The sequence below is a fragment of the Belliella aquatica genome (assembly GCF_014637795.1).
GTDB classification, from domain to species: Bacteria; Bacteroidota; Bacteroidia; order Cytophagales; family Cyclobacteriaceae; genus Belliella; species Belliella aquatica.
The window spans coordinates 328187-349232 of sequence record NZ_BMFD01000005.1; the positions used below are offsets into that span (position 1 = coordinate 328187).

Sequence of the window (21046 nt, forward strand, 5' to 3'; positions counted from 1 at the left end):
TATAGGTTTCCTTGAATTTACTATTCAAAAGTTTGTTGTTAACTATTTCCACATCTTGTGTCTTATGTCTTGGGCCTAAATTCCCAACTTTATCTGAAATATAAAATTCAGCAATTAAAACAGTACTTGAATGAATCAACATACTCAAAAAATAGCCATTGTTACAGGTGGTGCATCAGGACTCGGTTTAGCGACCAGCCAAAAATTTGTAAAGGAAGGAATCAAAACCATCATCATTGGTAGAGACCAGAATAAACTCGATGATGTAAAAACTCAACTAGGCGATTTAGCATATACCATTGCATTTGATTTGAGTGATTTAGAAAAAATCCCAGAGCTTATCGAAAGCATCAAAGGCGAATTTGGCCAAATTGATATCTTGGTCAACAATGCCGGAATCAACATGAAGAAAAACTTCCTGGAAGTTACTGATGAAGATTTCTACAAAGTGATGAACACAAATGTATTTTCTGTATTTGCTATCAGCAGAGAAGTAAGCAAGGTGATGGTAGAACAAGGAGATGGATCAATAGTCATGATCTCCTCTATGGCTGCCAAGTATGGGATACCGAAAGTAATTGCCTACACCGCTGCAAAAAATGCGATTGAAGGCATGACAAAAGCAATGGCTGTAGAATTATCTCCATTAGGAATCAGAGTTAATTGTGTTGCTCCCGGATTTATTGTTACTGCCATGTCTTCCAAAGCCCTCGATTCAGATCCAGAAAGAAAAAACAAAGTGTTGGGAAGAACACCAATGGGTAAAATGGGAGCTCCGGAAGATGTGGCTGAGGCAGTCTATTATTTTGCTAGCAGCTCATCTTCTTATGTGACTGGAACCAGCCTCGCTGTAGATGGCGGAAATTCTATCGGATTCTAAATCAATCAAAATCAATCACAAAACTCAAAACCTAATGAAAACCTATTGTAGAAATTTAATCGCATTTAGTTTCCTTCTTTTACTGAGCTTTGGCCCTGCCAATAGTCAATCTTTGAAAAAAAGCTATGAAAAGTATTTCGACATTGGAGCAGCATTAGGAGTAAGAGAAGCAAGCGGAACAGAAAAAAGAGCTTACCCAATTTTAGATAAACACTTCGATAGCCTCACTCCAGAAAACTTAATGAAATGGGGTTCGATTCACCCAAGATTGGATGAATATAATTTTGGTCCAATGGACAATTTGGTTGAGTTGGCTGAAAAATTAGATGCGCGAGTAGTAGGACATACACTAGTTTGGCATAATCAGACTCCGAATTGGGTTTACGAGGATGAAAATGGAGAACTTCTTTCAAAAGAAGCTTTGCTGCTGAGAATGGAAGATCATATTTCAAATGTAGTCGGTAGATACAAAGGAAAAGTTCATGGCTATGATGTAGTTAATGAAGCGTTTTTTGATGATGGACAATATCGGACTTCAAAATGGTACAATGCAGCTGGAAAAGATTTTATCAAAAGAGCGTTTATTAAAGCAAATCAAATTGACCCTGACACAGAGTTGTACTACAATGATTACAATATGTGGAAGCCAGAAAAAAGAGATGCAGCCATTGAACTGGCAAAAGAACTTAGAGAAGAAGGAATTAGAATCGATGGAATTGGCATGCAAGGGCATTACGGATTAGAATCTCCTAGCATCGAAATCATCGAAGCCTCAATCGTAAAAATTGCAGAAGCTGGCTTCAAGGTCATGTTTACAGAAGTGGATATTGATGTGTTGCCTAATCCTGTCAACAGACACGGAGCAGATATCGATGCTACCTTTGAGGCTGATGAAAGCTATAATATTTACAAAGAAGGATTGCCTGAGGAAGTTCAAGTGCAGTTGGTTCAACGATACAAAGAGTTGTTTGAACTCTTTATGAAACACCAAGATAAAATCACAAGAGTTACATTTTGGGGAATTCATGATGGTGGAAGCTGGCTTAATAACTGGCCAATGCCAGGAAGAACAGCTTATCCCCTTTTGGTCGATAAAGATTATAAGGAGAAAAGAGATATTATTGATACCCTAATTCGTGTTACAGAGCAGTAAATAGAGGCTGAGGGATAAAATTTAAATCTAATCGATGGTAAATTTATCCAAAAATAATATAACTATGTAGCAATATAAACTTGACAAAAGTTGAACAGTAAGAAAATATATCAAATCAATTTTCTATTCCTTTTATTGGTTGTTTTATCTATTGAATCGTTTGCAAAAAACGACTCAAATAAGGTAATTTTATTAACTGATGAAACGTCTCAAATTCACGTCACTTCTTATTTTGACTTTTTTCTAGATACTAATGCACGCTATTCTATTGACCAAATTTCAAGTCATGAATTTCAAGATCATTTCAAACGTGTCACTGATTCTCATATCTTGTTTGACTACTTAGATTCTCCCATTTGGCTTCGCATTACAATCAATAACAATCAGTCTATATATAATCACTCATGGTATCTTGAATCATGGGGATTTGATATCAAAAATGTAACTTTTTATTTTCCAAAACCCAATGGAACATTCGAAACATCAACAGCTGGATTTGAGAGACCTTTCGAAGAGAGAAGTGTAAAGCATAAAAACTTCAATTATTTCCTTGATCTGAGACCATCAGAGACTAAAACGTACTACTTAAAAATAAAAAGAAGCTATAATCAGGAATTCAGCTTTCATCTTCGAACCAATGAAAAATTTCTATCCCATTCACTCAATGAATATTTCCTTCTAGGAATATATTATGGTGTTTTGGTGATTATCCTGACCTTCAATTTTTATCTTTTTTATAGATTAAGGGATACACTTTACCTTTATTTCCCTTGTTTGATCATTGCCTGTATTTGGTTTTCTCTTGGAAGAGATGGATTAGGTTTTCAATACCTCTGGCCTAATTCACCTTGGGTCAATAAATTGAATAATGAAAAATTTGTTGAGTTGATTATTATTCTTTCTACCCTTCTATTTTCGGAAAGATACATTCAAAAATATACGAAAAACAAAAATGTAATGAAGCTAACTGTTTGGGCTATTCTGCTTAAGCTACTTCTGTTCGTCAATCAGCTATTTTTCTTTGAATTAAACTATGTCAATTACATTGTAATTACCATCATCATTTTATTGATTCCTTTTTCACTAGGATTATATTCTTTGTTGAAAGCAAAAATCTATTCTTGGTCCTATGTTTTTGCCTATTTATGTTTGTTTTTGGTAATTGTATATTCTTATTCAAAAAGCATTCAGTTGTTTGACAATCCTGTTTTAAACTGGTATTTCGTATATCCTGTGATTTTTGCTGAGATGATTTTATTTTCATTCTCCATATTTAATCAGTTAAAATTCCTTCAAAATCAGTTTTTAACAGCAAATGCTGAAAAGACTATTGCTTTGGAAAAGAATAATCAGCTGACCCAAGAACTGAATTCAAAACTCAAAGAAAAGGTAAGAGCTCGAACAGAGAAGATTGAAAAAATGGCTGCTGATCTTGCACAAAAAAATGTTGAATTACAGACTACGAATGTAAAATTGCAAGAGCTTAATTCTCAGGTTACACAACTCAATAATTACCTTCAGGAAAATAATAAAATCCTAAAATCGAGTGTGGAAGAGGTTACAAAAGACCTTGCCTTAATGAAAGGACTCGATTTTGAAGATTTCAAAAATGTATTTCCTGATAAAGACACTTGTCTGAAATTTATCTCAGAACTCAAATGGAAGGATAAATACCATTGCAAAAAGTGTGAGTACAACAAATTTACTGAGGGTCCGAATCATGGGAGAAGGTGCAAGAATTGCAACTATTACGAATCTCCCACGGTAGATACGCTATTCCACAAACTCAAATTTCCGATAGAAAAGGCTTTTTATATTCTCTATCTCTCCAACAGGAAAGATGTGGATTTGACTTTGAATGAACTTTCAGAAATACTCGAATTGAGAAGAGAAACTTGCTGGGCATTTAAAAACAAAATCTCCCAAGCCATGGAAAAGGTTGGACACAACAAAGACCTCAATGGTTGGGAGACATTGGCTTTGGTGCATTTGGAATAGAGAACAACTGATTAATATTTTTAAGCCAACCCTATTAGTTTTTATTCCAAAAAAATCTTAAGCATTTCATTCTTATCGATTCTTATACTTTTTAAATTCTCAAAGAAAAAAGATATATTTGTGATATTATAGTGTTAGTAATATCTTAATATCAAAATAAGTAATAAAATGATATCACTTATCTCACCCTCAAAAGCGCAGCAGAAAATAGCAGCAAATATCAGAGAAAGGAGATTGCTTTTGGAATTAACCCAAGAAGGTTTAGCGGAGCGATCAGGGGTACCACTTGCTACATTGCGTAAATTTGAACAAAAAGGAATGATCTCTCTCGAATCTCTTCTAAAACTTTTATTGGTGGTGGGTGGACTGGAAGAAATTGTAAATACACTAAAACCACAAAAATCGAAATATGCATCTATTGATGATGTTTTAAAAGAGCGGAATCAAGTTGAGAGAAAAAGAGGACGTAAAAAATGAAAGCTCAAATTTCAGAAATTAAGGTTGGAATTGATTTTGGTACTGGAATAGATCCTGTTGGAAGACTTGCTATCCGTGATCAAACCATCTATTTCGAGTACGATATGAAATTTGTACAGAAGGGTATGGAAATCTCCCCATTTCGTCTGCCCCTAAGAAGTGGGGTTATAGAATTACCAAACCGTCCATTTGACGGATTGGCGGGAGTTTTTAGTGATAGTCTTCCAGATGGCTGGGGTAGATTGCTCTTTGACAGAATGGTTAGATCTCAGGGATTTATGCCAGAAGATTTTTCACCTTTGGATAGATTGGCTCATGTAGGTCTTTATGGCATGGGAGCTTTGGTTTATGAGCCAAGTAATACTCCTGAGGATATCAATGAAAGAATTGATTTGGACCATTTGGCATCTCAAACAGAAGAAGTTTTAAAAGGAAGTTCGGAAGAAGTTATAAGCGAATTGCTTTCATTAAATGGATCCTCAGCAGGCGCACGTCCAAAAGCACTCATCGGAGTTGATTTATCTTTCAAAAATATTGCTTTCGGTGCTCAATCAATTGAAAAAGAATTTGAGCCTTGGCTAGTAAAGTTTCCAAATTCCCAAGATGGAGATGACTCAGGAGCAATTGAATTTATTTACGCCAAGATGGCAAAAGCAGCAGGTGTTTTTCTACCTGAAGTACATTTATTTCCTTCTTTAAAAGGGCCAGGATTTTTTGCAATCAAGCGTTTTGATAGAGAAAAAGATAAAAGATTTCACATGCATACAGTAAGTGGTTTACTCCACAGTAATTTCAGAACTCCTTCACTTGATTACGAAGACCTTCTTAATTTAACAGGACAGATTACCAAAGATTTCCGTGAGGTTGAGAAAATTTATCGCTTAGCTATTTTCAATGTATTGTCTCATAACAGAGACGATCATGCAAAAAACTTTAGTTTTTTGATGGATTCCTCAGGGAATTGGAAATTTGCTCCAGCTTACGACCTTACCTTTTCAAGTGGGCCCGGTGGAGAACAAAGTACTATGGTTATGGGAGAAGGTAAAAAACCAAGCATCAACCATTTGGTAAAACTTGGTTTGGAGGCAAAGATTTCAAAAAATAAAATTGAAGAAATCATTGAGCAAACAAAATCTGCCTTAAATCAATGGGAACCCTTAGCTAAATTCTATGGAGTAAGTAAATCGAATATTAAACTTGTGAAAACTTCGATTGTGGAATTAGTAAACTCATAAACTATTAAAAGTTTACTTTTTACTCAATCAAATGGACAGCAAGTGGATTTCCTGATTTCCGCCAAAAAGAGAAAGATTAATCCTTTTAGGGATATGATTTCGTAAAAAAACCATCACTATGTCAACAAGTGATGGTTTTTTTATTTTGAAAATTCAGTTTGCCTAAAAACACTAAAATATCAACTGCGTAAAATAATACAACTCATTTTTCCAATACTCGAAATTATGGTGGTGGTTTGGAATGACTCTGTAGATATGTTCTATTCCCTGATCATTCAGAAAATCATGTGTTCTATTCGAGACATTCATCAAATTATCCTGATCTCCACAACTCAAAAACAACAACTTCAAGTTTGCCTTCGTTACCTCAGGCTTGGGAAGTAAACCTTCTCCTTGCTTTGTATTGGGAGCGGGTGAAAATGAACCAATCCAAGCAAAATCTTCAGGATGATTGAGTCCGAAATTCAAGGATTGTCCTCCACCCATAGATAATCCGGCCAGTGCCCTATTTTCAACTCCAGATTTCACTTTATATGTTTTCTCTATAAAAGGAATCAAATCAACCATCAGATCCTTCTCGAAAGTTGCAAAAGCTTTTACTTGCTCCTCTCCGAAAATATTTCCTTCAGCGCGGTCATTTTCCATAGCTCTACCATTTGGTAAGACCACAATCATAGGCTTTACCTTATTGGCTGCATAGAGATTATCTAAGATGACTTCAGGGTGACCTTGATCTAACCATTCTCTTTCATCCCCTCCTATTCCATGCAAAAGATAAAGTACCGGGTATTCCTGAGTAGCAACATACCCTGGCGGAAAATAGATGTTTGCAACTCTGTCTTTTCCAACTGTTGTGGATGGATAAGAGATTTCTTTAACGTCTCCTTTGGAAATTCCTTCTTGAGGTTTATCAAATCCACTAGGTGCGATGATGTCCGAATCTTGTGAAAAAGCAAAATTTGAAATCAATGCAATAACTAAAACGGCTGTTATCTTTAGGCTTTTCATAGTGTTTTGTGAGTTTAGGAATTCTTGTTTTCTTTTATCCTTTATTAAAATGACTTTACGCTCTCTTTACAGAAGAAAGATAAATATATGCTTATAATATCAGCTAGTGCACTGATAACCAATTGCCATTTTCACTCCACATTCAATATCATTCTTCTATAAGCGTAAAGATTTGGTTCACCATCGTCAAATACCTCAAGAATAATATGAATATTTTTCCCTTTTGAACCAGATGGAATAGCAATTTGAGCCGTGGATGTCGTATTATTCTGAATGTTCAATGTTCCATCAAAAGAACTTGGTTCATTATAAAATGACCATTTGTAGTTCAATTTATCTCCATCAGGATCTGAAGAACCCTCAGCACTCAATTCAATACTCTCGCCTGCGGAAACAGTCTTTATAAGCACATTTCTACCTTGATCTCCCTCAAGTACTGCGATCGGATGATGGTTTGCATCTTCATATTTACTTGTGATCGTCCAATCCATTCGAGCTGAAAAATCATTGTTATATCCCGTACTCCATTTTTTTATGGCGTTTGCAGCTTCATCTGTATTCCCATACATGAAGTAAGGATCAAATTTGGTTTCTCCATCTTCTTCGATTTTAGCAACTTGAGACATACTTCTTATTCCTTCTTTTTTTGTCGCACTAAAACGACCGCCCCATCCACCTTGATCGACTTGTTCTGGATCGTTTAACCCATTTGGGTAAACATGCATAAATGAAGGAGTATCTCCTTCAGCCACATAAATTGTATTTGGATAGACAGCTCCTAATGCGCCTTTACTTTGGATCTGTTCGGCCAAATACTCCTCTGATGGCTGCCATCCATAAACTCCAGTAGCTCGGATATAAAATACTTCAGGAAAATTTTTTGCAATCCATGCGCCAGCATCATCCTGACCCAATACATCATACAGTCTGAGTTTTCCCAAGAATTTTTCTAACTCTTCTGCTGAGCGCGTTTCACGAACTTTCCAAATAGCTTGGGCAATTGTATTCATTCCACCCCAACCCATAACCCAAAGTGGTCTTGGATCATCCTTATCTGCCGCTGAGATTATCAATTCAGATCCGGGACTATCTTTCCCTTCGCCTACATCGCCCATTCCATAGCCAGTCTGACCCAAGACAGAAATAGATTTCAAATATTCAAAGGTCGGAAACCCTTCGGCATGGACAATTAGATTTGAATAAACTTCTCCATAGGCATCTACTATCTTGTCAAGCATTTTAGTATCACTTTGATTCTTCCTCCAACATCCTGTAGACACGATCAATCCTTCTATATCAAATTCATTCGCACTGACCAATTGGCGAACCATCGACTGCTCGTCATCTGGATCAGCACCAAGGTCAGTGGTATTGATCACCCTCGGCTTATAATTGACTTCCTCCTTTTTTTGAATAGCACAACTGGATAGAAAAACTGTCAACACAAAAACGGCTATTTTGAAGTATTTCATTTTTTATGGTTTGTATGCTTAAGATTATTTTGATAAAAAAAGCTTTACTAAAGTTTAAAACTTCGGTAAAGCTAACTGAGTCATATTTTGTAGTATTCTTCCCAACCTTTCCTTGGTGGGGTACCATTTAGCAGCTCGTTGGCTACTTTGTTATTGGTAATGACCTTGTTTTTTCTATCAAATTTCAGGTTTGCATTCATCTGCTGTGCCAAGACTCCTAGTGAAAATATCTGGCTTAATGGTCCAGAGATTTCAAAAGGTGATCTTGTTTTTTCTTCTCCTTTGCATGCTAAAAGGAAGTTTGCAAAATGGTTGGAGCTACTTTCTGGAACTTCAGGCAAGTTTCCTTTCATGTCATTGGCAGCTTCTTCTGGAATAATGGAAAGCGTACTTCCATGTGATCCTCCTTTGAAAGTCAAATCTTTGCTATAAATGATTTTTCCTGGATTCAGGGTTCTTTTTTCAATTTGACCAGTGCCTGCCGCAGGGATATCATCACTCAACTCTGAACTTCCGTAACCCTCAGGAATTGAAGGTAAATTTTCTAATCCATCATACCAAGTCACATTTACAGCTGGCATTTCACCTCTTTTGGGAAATTTGAAATCAAGAGTAGTGGCTTGAGGATAAAAAAGTAGATTATGGCCATCCAATTTAACCGCATTGATTTCTTCAGGAAGTCCTAAATCCAAATATCTGTGAAAACTATCCATAATATGTGCTCCCCAATCTCCCAAGGCACCCATTCCGAATTCGTACCAGCACCTCCACTGTCCATTTGCAAAATCCTTATTGTAATCATGATGTTCGGCAGTCGTCAGCCAAAGATCCCAATCTAATGTTTCAGGAATAGGTTCTGGCTTTGGATAGCTTGTCATTGAAGTATCCCAGCCATGCCACCTTCTTCGGCTATTCATATGGCAAGTTATGGCGTGAACATCTTTGATGATTCCAGCATCTACCCAAGATTTGAATTGAAATGAATTGGCTTCCGAATGACCTTGATTCCCCATTTGGGTCACTACACCATATTTCTTCGCAGCCTTCATCATCAATTCAACTTCTTGAAATGTCCTTGCCATAGGTTTCTCGACATACACAGGCTTTCCAGAAGCCATTGCATGCATAGTGATAGGGAAATGCGAAAAATCCGGTGTACAAATCACAGCGGCATCAAATTCAACTTCTCTTTGATCAAAAAGCTCTCTAAAATCCTTATACCGTTTTGCTTTGGAATGCTTTTCGAGAATATTTGCTGTATGCGGAGCACCCAAATCTACATCACAGAAAGCCACGACATTTGATAAACCTATTCTGCCAAAATCATTGATCACTTGTTCTCCTCTATTTCCAATTCCAATACAAGCCAGATTGACACGATCACTTGGCACTTTGGAAGCCATTTGGACAATTTCACCAGCCTTATTTCTAATTTCTGATTTGGAAAATAAAACATGACTCGGGATAATGTGAAAAGCACCAATTGCTAAGGCACTTTTCTTGAGAAAATCCCTTCTGTCTTTCTTTTCTGTAGGTTTCGATTGATTCTCTTCTTTTGACATCTCTATGAATTTAAGTTTTAAGCTCAATCTATCTCTTAATTAGTTGAAACAGAAACCAGCTGTATAATTCTCTATTCTCTTATTCTAAATCACTTTTTATAAGCACCAGATCATTGCCCATGTTAATTTAGCAACTTTTGAACTTCAAAATAAGCAGGCTTAGGCTGTAAATTTTCATCGAGTAAAAAAGGGAAAGCCTTTCTTCCCGGTTTATCGAGCCAAGTTGCATCATCGCCAATTCCCCAAAAAGTCACTCCTGTGATGATATCCTTGTAATCCAAAAAGATTTGAAATAGCATCTTGTAAGCTTGTTTTTGCCTTGTAGAAAACGTTTCTGTGTAAACAGTAGAACCAGGTTCGTCATTTGACATATAAACTGGTATGTCCAATTCGGTAATCTGAATTTCAACTCCCAGTCCTCTAAACAAATCCAGAGTTGTTCTTATTTCCTCTTCTGAAGTCCCAACAAACCAATGCCCTTGAAGTCCTACCCCATCGATAGGAATATTATTGTCTTTCAGCCTTTTGACAAGATTATAAATCTTATTTCTTTTCCAGCTGAAAATAGAATTGTAATCGTTGTAAAAAAGCTTAGCATCTGGGTCTGCTCTCCGAGCAAAAACAAATGCTGAATCGATGTAAGACGGCCCAAAAATCTTATACCATGGAGAGTCCTCCCGGTAAATGATTTCCCCATTTGGATCCCAATCAAACATGGCTTCATTCACAACATCCCAAGCATAAACATCCCCTTTGTACCTAGAGACAACAGTTGTAATATGTTCTTCCAATTGATCTAAAGCAACTTCTTTCGAAAGAAGCGCTCCATTTTGATCATAAAACATCCAGTCAGGTGACTGCGAGTGCCAAGTTAAGGTATGTCCTCTAACTTTCATGTTGTTGGATTTGGCAAATTGAACAATCCTGTCTGCACCATCCCAAGTAAAAACTCCTTTTTCCCGTTGTAAGGCATCCGGTTTCATCACGTTTTCAGCAGTCACACTTGAAAAATGCTTTACTAAGGCTTCACCGTGATTTGTACCAAGATCTGCATGCTGTGGAGTAATCGCTGCACCAATTGGGAAATGGTCTTTAAATAATTCCTTAAGAGGAATAGCAGCTACTTCTTCGTCTTTGCCATTATTTTGATCTTGTGGATCTTTGACATCAGGATCTACATCCTCTGTAGAATCACATGCAAATACAAAAATGGATAAAGCAATTATGGCCCATATATTAAATCGTAGATTTTTCATCAGTGGATTGTTTAATTTTATTTAATTGAAATGTTCGTTTTGGTAATCTACCAGACTCCCACTTTATCATTTTGAGAATCTCCAGTAATCAAAGAACATAATGTTGCTTTGTGCTTTTCCTTTAAATACAAAGTACAAATCATGAACTCCTGACACATTTTCAATAACAGCTGTCACCAATGTCCATCGATCATCTCCTCCTGTATTTGGGATTCTAAGCGTAGCTATAAGATCTCCATCTTTACCATCTAACCTGATTTCCATACTCACATCACTGTTGTGGGTAGTTCCAACCCTTGCAGTAAATTTTGAAGGACCTCCTTCTCGAAAATCTACTCCTACAACTTTGGTATAAGCATCATTTCTTGTCGCAGTAATGAAATTTCCGACAACATCATTTTGCTTTGCTTTTACACCTTCTGACCAAGCAATAGTTTCCGCTTCATTCTTCACATAAGGATTGATTGAACTAAGACTTTTGGTTATCCCTTCTGTCATTTTCATCTGAACTATGGTCCCATCATCATTGAAAGTAACTTCTTCCACAGCTACCGACCTATTGAATCCACTCCCACCCGGCAATGCACCGTTGTGGTAGAAAAGATAGGTTTTGCCTTTGTAATCGATGATCCCAGGGTGATTCGTAAAACTTCTACCTTCAGCGGGCATCAGCACTCCTTGATATTTCCATGGACCAGTTGGGCTATCACTTGTTGAATAACCCAGATGCTCTGGAAGTTCTCCAGCGGCAAAAAGTAAGTAATACAAATCATTTCGCTTGTAAAGCCAAGGCCCTTCTTCATAAGTTGTGGGTCTTTTAGGATCATCAGCCTTTCTTTTTCCGAAGGATTCAATTGTATTGGGAAATTGACCAACTTCGCCATCAAGTGAAATCATATCTTCGTTGAGTTTGGCATAATAGCAAACTGGATTTCCCCACATCAAATAAGCCTGTCCATCATCATCAACAAATACAGTGGGATCAATATCTGCACTGGAATTACTGATCAGTGGCTTGCCCAAAGGATCGATAAAAGGCCCATAGGGGCTATCAGAAACAGCTACACCGATTCCATTTTGATTATTTTTATCAGTAATTGGAACATACATGTAGAATTTCCCATCACGTTCGGTGCATTGTGGTGCCCATGCATTCATTTTTCCCCAAGAAAAGTCTTTGTATGACAAAACAGCTCCATGATCAGTCCAATTGACCATATCATCAGTGGTGTACAGCCGCCAATCGTTCATCGTAAACCAAGTCGATTCATCTTCATCATGGGATGTGTAGAGATAGACTTTGTCATTGTAAACCATCGGTGCAGGATCTGCTGTGAATGAGGTTTGGATAATTGGGTTTTGTGCAAAATTATTTCCAAACTGAAGCAGCATGATACTAAAAAGAAAATATGGCTTAAGATTATGTTTCATAGCAAATGGCTTTAAATCAAGTATTTAAAATTTTATTAGGCTTAGTGATTCGTGATCACAAAACCCCCTTTTGGTTGAATGGAAACTGAATATGAACCATCCTTCCCAATTTCAATTGTGTCTAGTTTCGGCTGTTTATTTTGGTCATCATTGTATAAAGAGACTTTCTTCCCTTTCAGCATTTCTAGATTGATAGTCAAAGTCTTGACGCTTTCTTCCGCATTGACACCTGCGATGTACCAATGTTCACCGCTTCTCCTTGCGATCACAGTGTACTTTCCAGGATAGCCATCAATGAAAATTGTTTCATCCCAAGTAGTTGGCAATTTTCTCAAAAAATCCAGTTCAAATTCAGGAACATCGGTGAGATTATTCGGTGTCAACCCAAACATCTGTACTGGATTTTGGAAAAGAACACCCGTAGCCAATTGGAAAATATCAGTCGTCAAGCGTTCTTGACCTCTTTGATTTCCTTTATTTAGAAATTTGTTCAACAAAACTCCACCAAACTCCATGCTTCCAACAGCATTTCGGATAAATGGATGAAGAGTTGCATAAAATGCTTCTTTCTCTCTCGTATCTTGTACAAAAACCAACATTTCTGAAGCCAACACAGCTTCACTTCCTACAAAATTCGGATACATTCTCTCCCAACCTCTTGGAAGGGTTGCTCCATGGAAAATCACCATTAAACCATAATCATTGGCTTCGACCAAGATATCTTCGTACAGGCGCATCGTCTCTTGTTTGTCTCCTCCGAAAAAATCAACTTTCAAGCCTTTAACACCGACTTCTTGCAACCATTTCATTTCTTTTTTTCGAGCAAATGACGTATTCATTTTGTTCAAAGGAGTCTGAAATGCATCATTGGCGGTACCGTTTGAGTTGTACCATAGGAAGACATCAACATTCTTGGAATTGGCATATTTGATCAAATCCTCCATGCGGTCGTAACCGATTCTTTCATCCCACCAAGCATCGATCAAAATGTACTCAAAATCCATGGCTGCGGCCAAATCAATGTATTTGACTTGGTCTTCATAATTCATGCTGTTGTCCTGCCAAACAATCCAACTCCAAGTTCCTTTTCCATATTGATAAGGCTGAGATGCTTCATACAAAGGCTCCACAACATCAAATGCTACAGTCGTCTCAACAATTGGCATTAAGGTCTCTCCCACTGTGATCGTCCTCCAAGGTGTATATCCCGGAAGTCCGATTTGAGCTCCAGTATCTCCAAAGCCATTGTTTTGCTCCATTTGTGGATATTCAACAGTGTAAATTCCATCTTTAAAACTGCTCAAATGTGATCCATTGTAATTACTTCCCACTCCAGTTTCTGAAATCAATACCCAAGCGTTTTCTTGTGTTTGGAAAAGGGCAGGAAATACGTAGCCGAACTTAGCTGTTGTTTTTTCAATTGGCGCATCAACACTGTAGCCACTTTCGTAGCTTGGAGCTGTCCTTGCAAATCCTGTCATCGGTGTCATCATCGGCGACACAAAAGCGGTAGTTGAGGCAGGGAATTTAAACCCAGTAATTTCTTCTTTTATTACTGTCGCTCTTGTATCTCCCCATTTTGGTAATTCATATCGGAAAGCAATGTCATTGTCACTGACTTGAAAATGGACTGAAATTTCCTTTCCATCTCCATTTTTTACTGTGTAGGTAAGCGTATTGGCTTTGTAGGTAACTGAAGATTTTTTGATTCTATCTTGCGTGTAGCTCTGATCAATTTTGTTTCTCGAAACCTTTACGAAAGTCAAGTCTGAAGTAAAGTCACCTTCATTAGTCACAAGACCCAATGGAGAATTATCCAAAATCAATTTTTCACCATAGTGAATGGAGTACATTAATTTACCATTTAAACAATTCACTTCTAACTCTAAAACACCATCAGGACTTACTATTTTCACGGTATTTTGGCTGTATAGTGAAGCAGTTAAAAACATGCAGGAAACAAACAATATAAATTTCATAGGTTTGAGTTTTGATGATTTAGCGAAATCCTTATCAGATCATTCATTGATGAATTCTGATAAAAATTATTGCCCAATCGCTAGATTTCTATTTAATCTTATTCGGAATCAAATATGACTTTATGCGTTTTGACCTGACCATGATAGGCAAACTTGACAATTGCTTCTCTAGAAACTGATGTTGCCTGAACAATTTCAATTTTCACATCAGGATTATCTGCTGTTGCGGAAATGACAGGAACATCAGTCGTCCCAGTTGGGATTTTATAAGTTGTCTCGAAAATATTATATCCTACAATTCCATTTTCGTTCGTGGATCTAACCGGAATTTCGGGAACTTGAATAGCTTCTCCATTGACAGCAATATTTACTTTTGGTACAATGGGACGAGTAATTTCCTTATCCTTGGAACTAAATCCTAAACCTATCAAATCGAAAAGCGGTTCTGATTCATCGCCTTCTGCTACCAAGTAAACAGCATGTTTCTTGTCCAATTGATCAACATATTCCGATACATCAATCTTGAACTTTGTGGATTCGTTTTTAGAATTTGCGGGAACTTCGATTACACCGATCTTCGTACCTTTCCAAGTATCATTTGCATAAGGACCATCTATCCAAACATTGACTTTGAAAGCTTTGTCAGTTTTTGGAGTAAGGAAAAGATTGAAAGCTGTCTGATTTCCTGACTTTGTTCCTTCAAATGCTTTAAGTCCATATTTATCTTCTTCCAAACCTCCAAAACCAAAGTATTTGTAACCAATAATGTGCCCGTCTTTGACTTGAGTGATCGGCATGTGGTTGTCCCAAATATCCCAAGAATCCTGCTGGATACTGATATCAGAAAGATATGCGGCATAGCCTGCTGAGTAATATTGATATGGGTCTAGACCATAAATATGGAAACCTTCTGAGGTTACCTCAGCACCTTTGTATTCTCTGCCTTGGCTGTCTTTGGCAGTCCATTGTTTGTTTTCGGCATAAGGATCATAAGCCCTGATTCTGGCTCCTCCACCTTCTGCTACTGGGGTTTCATCCACTTCAATACTGATAGGTGCTACTACAGGCTGACGGGCAAAACCAAAACCTCTAGGTGGCTTGTGGTAAAACACATACCATTGACCATTGATCTCTTCGATACTGCCATGGGTATTGTGCCCACCGTTGGTAAGAATTATACCAGTTCCATCTTCATTCAAAACTGGCCCTCTTGAATCCACCAATACACCTCCACTTTTCCATGGACCAAGTGGAGAATCACCCACTGCATATCTCAAAGTGGAATTGGTGCTACTTACACCATAGTCAGGGCCTGAATAGCCACTGAATACAGTGATGTATTTGTTACCAACTTTTCTAATAGAAGAAGCTTCAAAAAAATTGAATGTTCCCAAATCTTCTTCCTCGTAGATATTTGGATATTGAGTTCCTTCTGGATCTCTTAGAGAACCATATCTATTACTAGCAGGGAGAAAATAAGGGATCACTTCAGTACCAGGCCTGATTGAATACATGGTATTTTGATCCAATTCTGCTGCCATAGATCTCTGGAAACCCCAATATCCATAAGCTCTGAAACCTATCTCATAATCAGGATCATTTGGATCATCGATATTTTCAATATAGACAGCAGGATCAAATCCCAAAATACTACCTTCGACAGTTCGCTTTCCATCTTCGGTCATATTGATCGGAGTAAATGGTCCATCTGGTCTTGAGCCTTTGGCAACCATCGCTTCTCTTCCAGATCCTCTACTATGCGGATACAAATAATATTCTTTGGCTCCATCTTTTCTTTTGACTTCAACCAAATCTGGTGCATACATCACATCCCACTGACCATCTATTTCATAAGTAAAAATAGCCCCTTCATCTCTCCAGCTTGTCAAATCCTCTACAGGTGCTGACCACATCCTGATATCAGGACCACAATAACTTGTAAATCTTAGATCGTGTGATCCAATAATGTATGCTCTATATTTTCCAGGATTATCTGGGTCTTCAAATACTCGGGGCTCTCCATCTGGAACATGTTCCCAAAGTGGTAAATAAGGATTTCCAGCGCCTTTATGGACAAATTTAGTTTGTAATTCTTCTTCTGTTTTCTCAGTATTTTGTTCGCAAGAAACTGTCATAAACAAAAAGAGAAGACAAAAACAAGAACGCAATACTGATTTCCCTTTACCTAATGACTTTAATTTCTTCATGGATAGCTTTAATTTATATCTTTTAGATGATTCTGATTTTTGATGATTTCTCTTAATATTGAGGAAGTGCATCATTGGCTGTTGTAGCATACAAGCCGATCAAATTGCCTGTAAATCCTCCAGCAACATTTGTTGAAAGGATGTCTCCAGAAACTTGACCGCCTAGATTTTTGAAGGTATTACCATCTGTAGAATAGCCAAATTCATAATTATCTCCATCAGCCTTCACTTGGAGTGAAATAGTTTTGGAAAGATCAATTTTAGTGCTCGCCAAGATCTCCGAAGTCACCTTTCGATCTCTACCTCTGCCTTTGGCTTCTGTTCTTTGAAGAAGCAACATGTAATCATTTCCTACTTTGGTGATTCCAAAGACATAATTGAAAGCTTCACTTTGAGCGCAAACTATTCCTGCAAGGTCTTTTTCGGATTGTGGTTGGTAATCCATCGTCATGTTGAATTCAAACTTTTTGTGCTGCTGTCTGTAGAACAAAGTCGATGTAGGCTTTACTTCTTTGATGTTGACATTGAATGGATTGATTTGCAGTCCATTTTTCGTAAACTCAATAAAATCTTCCCTTGGACCTCTCAATCCAATCCATCTGAAATCAAGATTTTCAGAATCAAATTTTTCTGTGTAAACAAAGTTTCCATTCGGAAAAAAGCCATCCTGACCTGTTTTATTCTCTATAACTCCTGCTGGCATTTTCAACTTTGGCTCCATTGGAATTAAGCCATTTTCGAATACCGGCCATTCTCCTGACCAATCAACTGGTAGAATAAAAGTCTCTCTACCTGTATTTACCCTGTTTTTATCATTCGGTCTTATTCCTAAAAATACGCCATAATATTTATCATCAGGCCCTAGAACCAAATCCGCATGTCCTGCCCAATCGACTTTATTGTTTCTATTATTTCCGAAATAACGTTGCGTCAAGATTGGATTAGAAGGTGCTGGGATAAAAGGCCCCATCGGATTATCACTTTTGAAAATCACTTCACTGTGATTTCCACCAGTTCCGCCTTCAGCACACATCAAATAATACATTCCATCTTTTTTGTAAAGATGTGGTGCCTCAATCCAAATTGGGTTTTTAGAAGGATCAACTCCCCCATCTACAATTATCTTATCCGTACCTGCGACAACTTGATCATTTTCCAAATCGTACTCCCAGATTTTGATAACGCGGTGTCCATCATATCTTTCTTCGCCTCTATTTGGTGCGTCGTTGTGCACAACATAAGCTTTCCCATTATCATCAAAGAAAATTCCTGGATCAATTCCATCAAATTTCATTTTGATAGGATCACTCCATCCTTGAAATGGATCTTTGGTTTTCACTACGATATTTCCAAAATCACCAGCAAACTGAGTTGTGATCATGTAAAATGTATCGTTATATGGATTATACTTGATATCCGGAGCAAAAACACCCATTGCAATTGCAGCATCCTGTACCTTGAGCTGAGATTTTCTATCCAAAACATGTCCAATCTGAGTCCAATTCACTAAGTCTTTGGAGTGGAAAATCGGTACACCTGGGAACATCACAAAAGAAGAAACTACCATAAAATAATCATCCCCTTTTCTTGTAATCGCAGGATCAGGGTAGCATCCTTGAAGCAGAGGATTGTAAAACTCCCCTTCATTGAGTGGATTGTCTATGTAAACTTGGTCTTTTCCTTCATAGACAACTTCCGAAAAAACGGGTGCATTACTTTTCTTCCGTTGGCTGAATCCTTCAGAAAAGGATAAGAAAACCATCAAAATAGCTAAAATGGTAGGTTTGAGATTTTTCATGTTACTGGTATATTTATAAGCTTTATTCTTCATTACTGTTGATTTGATCATGCTTTACTGCAGACCAGCCTGTTTATTCTATGACTATGGTGGTTATACTTTTCGAGGCTAATTCCAAAGTACCAACCCTATTTTCCGTAGAAATGGAAACTTCATTTTGTCTGTGATTTAAAGAAGTTACTGTAGCCTTTGCAGAGGTGTAATTTTCTGGAAGCTCAATTTCAAGAGCAGGAATACTACTTTCCTCTTTATTGATAAGGACAATTACAATTTTATTATCTCCCTTGTAAGCTGTTATATCAATCGCTCTTTGTTCTGAAATCCCAGATGAAAATCGAGTATAACCTGGTCGAACATGTTTTGAAAACTGAGCCATCGCATCCCCTCTTCTTAGAGTCTGTTCTCGAGTAGTTCCTTGTTCGCCTTCTCCTAAAAATGAATAAAACCTTCTGATATACCACCAGATATAGGCATTCCAGTTTGAGATCATAGAAGTATGGATTGTCTGAAGCATCCCCATAGTCTCCTCCCAAATTACAGCTTCCTGACGATTCCAGTTATTGATATCCGCACCACTATTTTGGTTCATTAGGTATTCTGTCATCCAAACTTCCACTCCTTTTTGTTCGGCAAGTGGATAAGGTGCTAGCCCACTTCCATAAATATGACCTGAAACCAAATCAAGATTTGCCAAAGCTTCTGGATCATTAAGTAATTGATCGGTATAGGACTGATTAAAATTAAAAGACTCAGATGCTGTGAACTTTGCTCCTTGGATCTTTTGAGCGTGATTTTTCACAAAGTTCAGAATCTGAGGAATAGTCCAATCACATGATTCGTAGCTAACTTGGATATCCGGTTCATTTTGCATCGATACAATGTCAACTGCCGCACCTTCGCCTGCCATGAACTGAACAAAATCATTTAAATACTGGGCATAAGCATCATAATTTTCCTCCAAAAGATAGCCTCCTACCAAATCATTGTTACTTTTCATACTTGCAGGAGGTGACCAAGGTGATGCAAGAATGACCGCCCCATGCTTTTTCGCTTCTTTAACAGTATTGACTACTGCAGGCCAATCTGACCTTATAGGAGATATTCTTATTCGATAAATCGATAGCCCCAATTCTCCAGTGCCAGTGCCATACGCCAATTGAATTTCTTTTACACTCAAAAAGTCCGTACCCCACATCATATTACCACCTCCAAATCCTGAAATTTTTTGATGAGTAATATCTTGGTTCAAATTGATTCTTAAAGGAGTGAATTCCTGTCCTAATTGAGTTAAAATCTTCTCAAACTTCTGACCGCTCCCATCAGAAGCTTGTAAGGTCAATCTGATTTTATTACTTGAGTAGCTTTCATTGGCTTTGTAGCGAATAGCAACTCTTGTGGTTGTATTTCCAAAGTTTTCACTTCCCGCAACGCGCGGCGTGATATCCTCAATAAAATCATCCCCTTCTAGTACTTCCTCAACTTTGATAATCCACTGGGTATACGCCCAATTGACATCGATGGTAAAAGACCCAGTTGTTACTGGTAAGTCATTTTCCGGAAAAGTGCTCTCACTCCAACTCAGTTCAATATCTTTTTTTGCTTCACTTTCATCTTCTACACAAGCAGCCAAAAATCCCAGCATGATTGCGAAAAGAAAAAACGTTGACCATTTAATATTTTTAATTCTATTCATAATCCGCTTGTTAAAACACCCAATCAATCCAAAATTCTCAAAATCAATGATTTAATATAGAAAGCATTTTCATTCCATATCTTTTTCCAAGTTCTCTATATCCTGCAGCAGAAAAGTGCAATCCATCATCTACAGCTTCACAATCTTCTGAAGAAATGACATACGCTTGAGGAATTACTGTGGGTAATGTTTGAATGATTGGATTCATGCTTGCACACTTTCCTCCTTCATCCTCACTGACCATTTCGCCAGCAAGGAGTGGCAATGCATTCGCTTCCATACCCAAATCAGAAAGAATCGTATCATAGACTCCTTTGACTTTTATTGGCCAAGTCTGATCACCTGTGTTTGATTCTCCTTGGTGTAGAAGAATTCCTTTGATCACCCCATCTTTTTGGGCAATTTTTGCTAATTCGATCAATCTGCCGTAAGGGTCTCCATCATATTTTTTTACTGTATTTTGAAGCCAGTCCGGTGAAGAAGCCACGTATGATTGGTGATTCCCTTTGTCAAAAAGCTCTATTTTCGTCCCACCAACAGATACATTGATTATCCCTACTTTGATATTTTCTGGTAAACGTTCCGTAAGCGTTCTTCCGAAATAGTCCGCTGGACTCAATCCTGTATCACATCTTGTAATTGGAGCGACAGCAGGATACCACTGCCCTTTTACTCTGCCAAGATTTTCACAATCCACAGCTTGCAAGACCTTGAATCGTTCATCTTCGACAGTATCTTGCTCCTCAAACTTTGCAAAACCTTCCATATTGGACTGTCCGAAACTTAGGAAAATGTAGAAGTTTTCATCTTGTGCAAACGTATTAATCCCAAAATTCATGATGAAGAAAGTGATTGCTAAAGCTTTAATTTGGTATAGTTTCATAGTGATTTATTTTG

General features: G+C 37.6%; 15 protein-coding genes. 5 read left to right on the forward strand and 10 right to left on the reverse strand.

Annotated features, from left to right (window positions below; all coding sequences use genetic code 11):
- Nucleotides 1–130 precede the first annotated feature (130 nt).
- The 5 genes from IEV57_RS09755 to IEV57_RS09775 all read left to right on the forward strand — a co-directional run bounded on the left by IEV57_RS09755 (nt 131) and on the right by IEV57_RS09775 (nt 5743).
- Nucleotides 131–880 carry an SDR family NAD(P)-dependent oxidoreductase gene (locus IEV57_RS09755; RefSeq protein ID WP_188442172.1) on the forward strand — a complete coding sequence of 250 codons (750 nt, stop codon included), beginning with the start codon at nt 131–133 and terminating at the stop codon, nt 878–880.
- 34 nt (nt 881–914) lie between these two features.
- Complete coding sequence (locus IEV57_RS09760) at nt 915–2033, forward strand: endo-1,4-beta-xylanase (RefSeq protein ID WP_188442173.1); 1119 nt, start codon at nt 915–917, stop codon at nt 2031–2033.
- A 90-nt stretch (nt 2034–2123) separates the two neighbouring features.
- Entirely contained in the window at nt 2124–4031 is a 1908-nt protein-coding gene (locus IEV57_RS09765; RefSeq protein ID WP_188442175.1) for a 7TM-DISM domain-containing protein, read from the forward strand.
- Nucleotides 4032–4199: 168 nt separating this feature from the next.
- Nucleotides 4200–4508 carry a helix-turn-helix domain-containing protein gene (locus tag IEV57_RS09770; protein ID WP_188442178.1) on the forward strand — a complete coding sequence of 103 codons (309 nt, stop codon included), beginning with the start codon at nt 4200–4202 and terminating at the stop codon, nt 4506–4508.
- A complete protein-coding gene (locus IEV57_RS09775; RefSeq protein ID WP_188442180.1) occupies nt 4505–5743 on the forward strand; it encodes a type II toxin-antitoxin system HipA family toxin in 1239 nt (412 codons plus the stop codon). Before IEV57_RS09770 ends, IEV57_RS09775 begins: the two co-directional genes overlap by 4 nt.
- A gap of 171 nt (nt 5744–5914) precedes the next feature.
- On the opposite strand, the gene IEV57_RS09780 is transcribed toward IEV57_RS09775, so the two are convergent.
- The 10 genes from IEV57_RS09780 to IEV57_RS09825 form a co-directional block, all read right to left on the reverse strand.
- Nucleotides 5915–6751: an alpha/beta hydrolase gene (locus IEV57_RS09780; protein ID WP_188442182.1), complete on the reverse strand. Its 837-nt coding sequence runs from the start codon at nt 6749–6751 to the stop codon at nt 5915–5917.
- 131 nt (nt 6752–6882) lie between these two features.
- The gene (locus tag IEV57_RS09785) at nt 6883–8223 is read right to left on the reverse strand and encodes a nucleoside hydrolase-like domain-containing protein (RefSeq protein ID WP_188442184.1); all 1341 of its coding nucleotides are present in this window, start codon (nt 8221–8223) and stop codon (nt 6883–6885) included.
- A gap of 80 nt (nt 8224–8303) precedes the next feature.
- A complete protein-coding gene (locus tag IEV57_RS09790; RefSeq protein WP_188442187.1) occupies nt 8304–9785 on the reverse strand; it encodes a Gfo/Idh/MocA family oxidoreductase in 1482 nt (493 codons plus the stop codon).
- A gap of 122 nt (nt 9786–9907) precedes the next feature.
- The gene (locus tag IEV57_RS09795) at nt 9908–11041 is read right to left on the reverse strand and encodes an endo-1,4-beta-xylanase (protein ID WP_188442189.1); all 1134 of its coding nucleotides are present in this window, start codon (nt 11039–11041) and stop codon (nt 9908–9910) included.
- A 66-nt stretch (nt 11042–11107) separates the two neighbouring features.
- Nucleotides 11108–12472: a glycoside hydrolase family 43 protein gene (locus IEV57_RS09800; RefSeq protein WP_229744313.1), complete on the reverse strand. Its 1365-nt coding sequence runs from the start codon at nt 12470–12472 to the stop codon at nt 11108–11110.
- Between the two features lie 41 nt (nt 12473–12513).
- The gene (locus IEV57_RS09805; RefSeq protein WP_229744317.1) at nt 12514–14451 is read right to left on the reverse strand and encodes a glycoside hydrolase family 97 protein; all 1938 of its coding nucleotides are present in this window, start codon (nt 14449–14451) and stop codon (nt 12514–12516) included.
- A gap of 98 nt (nt 14452–14549) precedes the next feature.
- Complete coding sequence (locus IEV57_RS09810) at nt 14550–16658, reverse strand: hypothetical protein (RefSeq protein WP_188442191.1); 2109 nt, start codon at nt 16656–16658, stop codon at nt 14550–14552.
- A gap of 52 nt (nt 16659–16710) precedes the next feature.
- Nucleotides 16711–18489: a glycoside hydrolase family 43 protein gene (locus IEV57_RS09815; protein ID WP_229744319.1), complete on the reverse strand. Its 1779-nt coding sequence runs from the start codon at nt 18487–18489 to the stop codon at nt 16711–16713.
- A 40-nt stretch (nt 18490–18529) separates the two neighbouring features.
- Nucleotides 18530–20149: a glycoside hydrolase gene (locus IEV57_RS09820; protein ID WP_188442193.1), complete on the reverse strand. Its 1620-nt coding sequence runs from the start codon at nt 20147–20149 to the stop codon at nt 18530–18532.
- Nucleotides 20150–20192: 43 nt separating this feature from the next.
- Nucleotides 20193–21032 carry a sialate O-acetylesterase gene (locus IEV57_RS09825; protein ID WP_188442195.1) on the reverse strand — a complete coding sequence of 280 codons (840 nt, stop codon included), beginning with the start codon at nt 21030–21032 and terminating at the stop codon, nt 20193–20195.
- Nucleotides 21033–21046 lie beyond the last annotated feature (14 nt).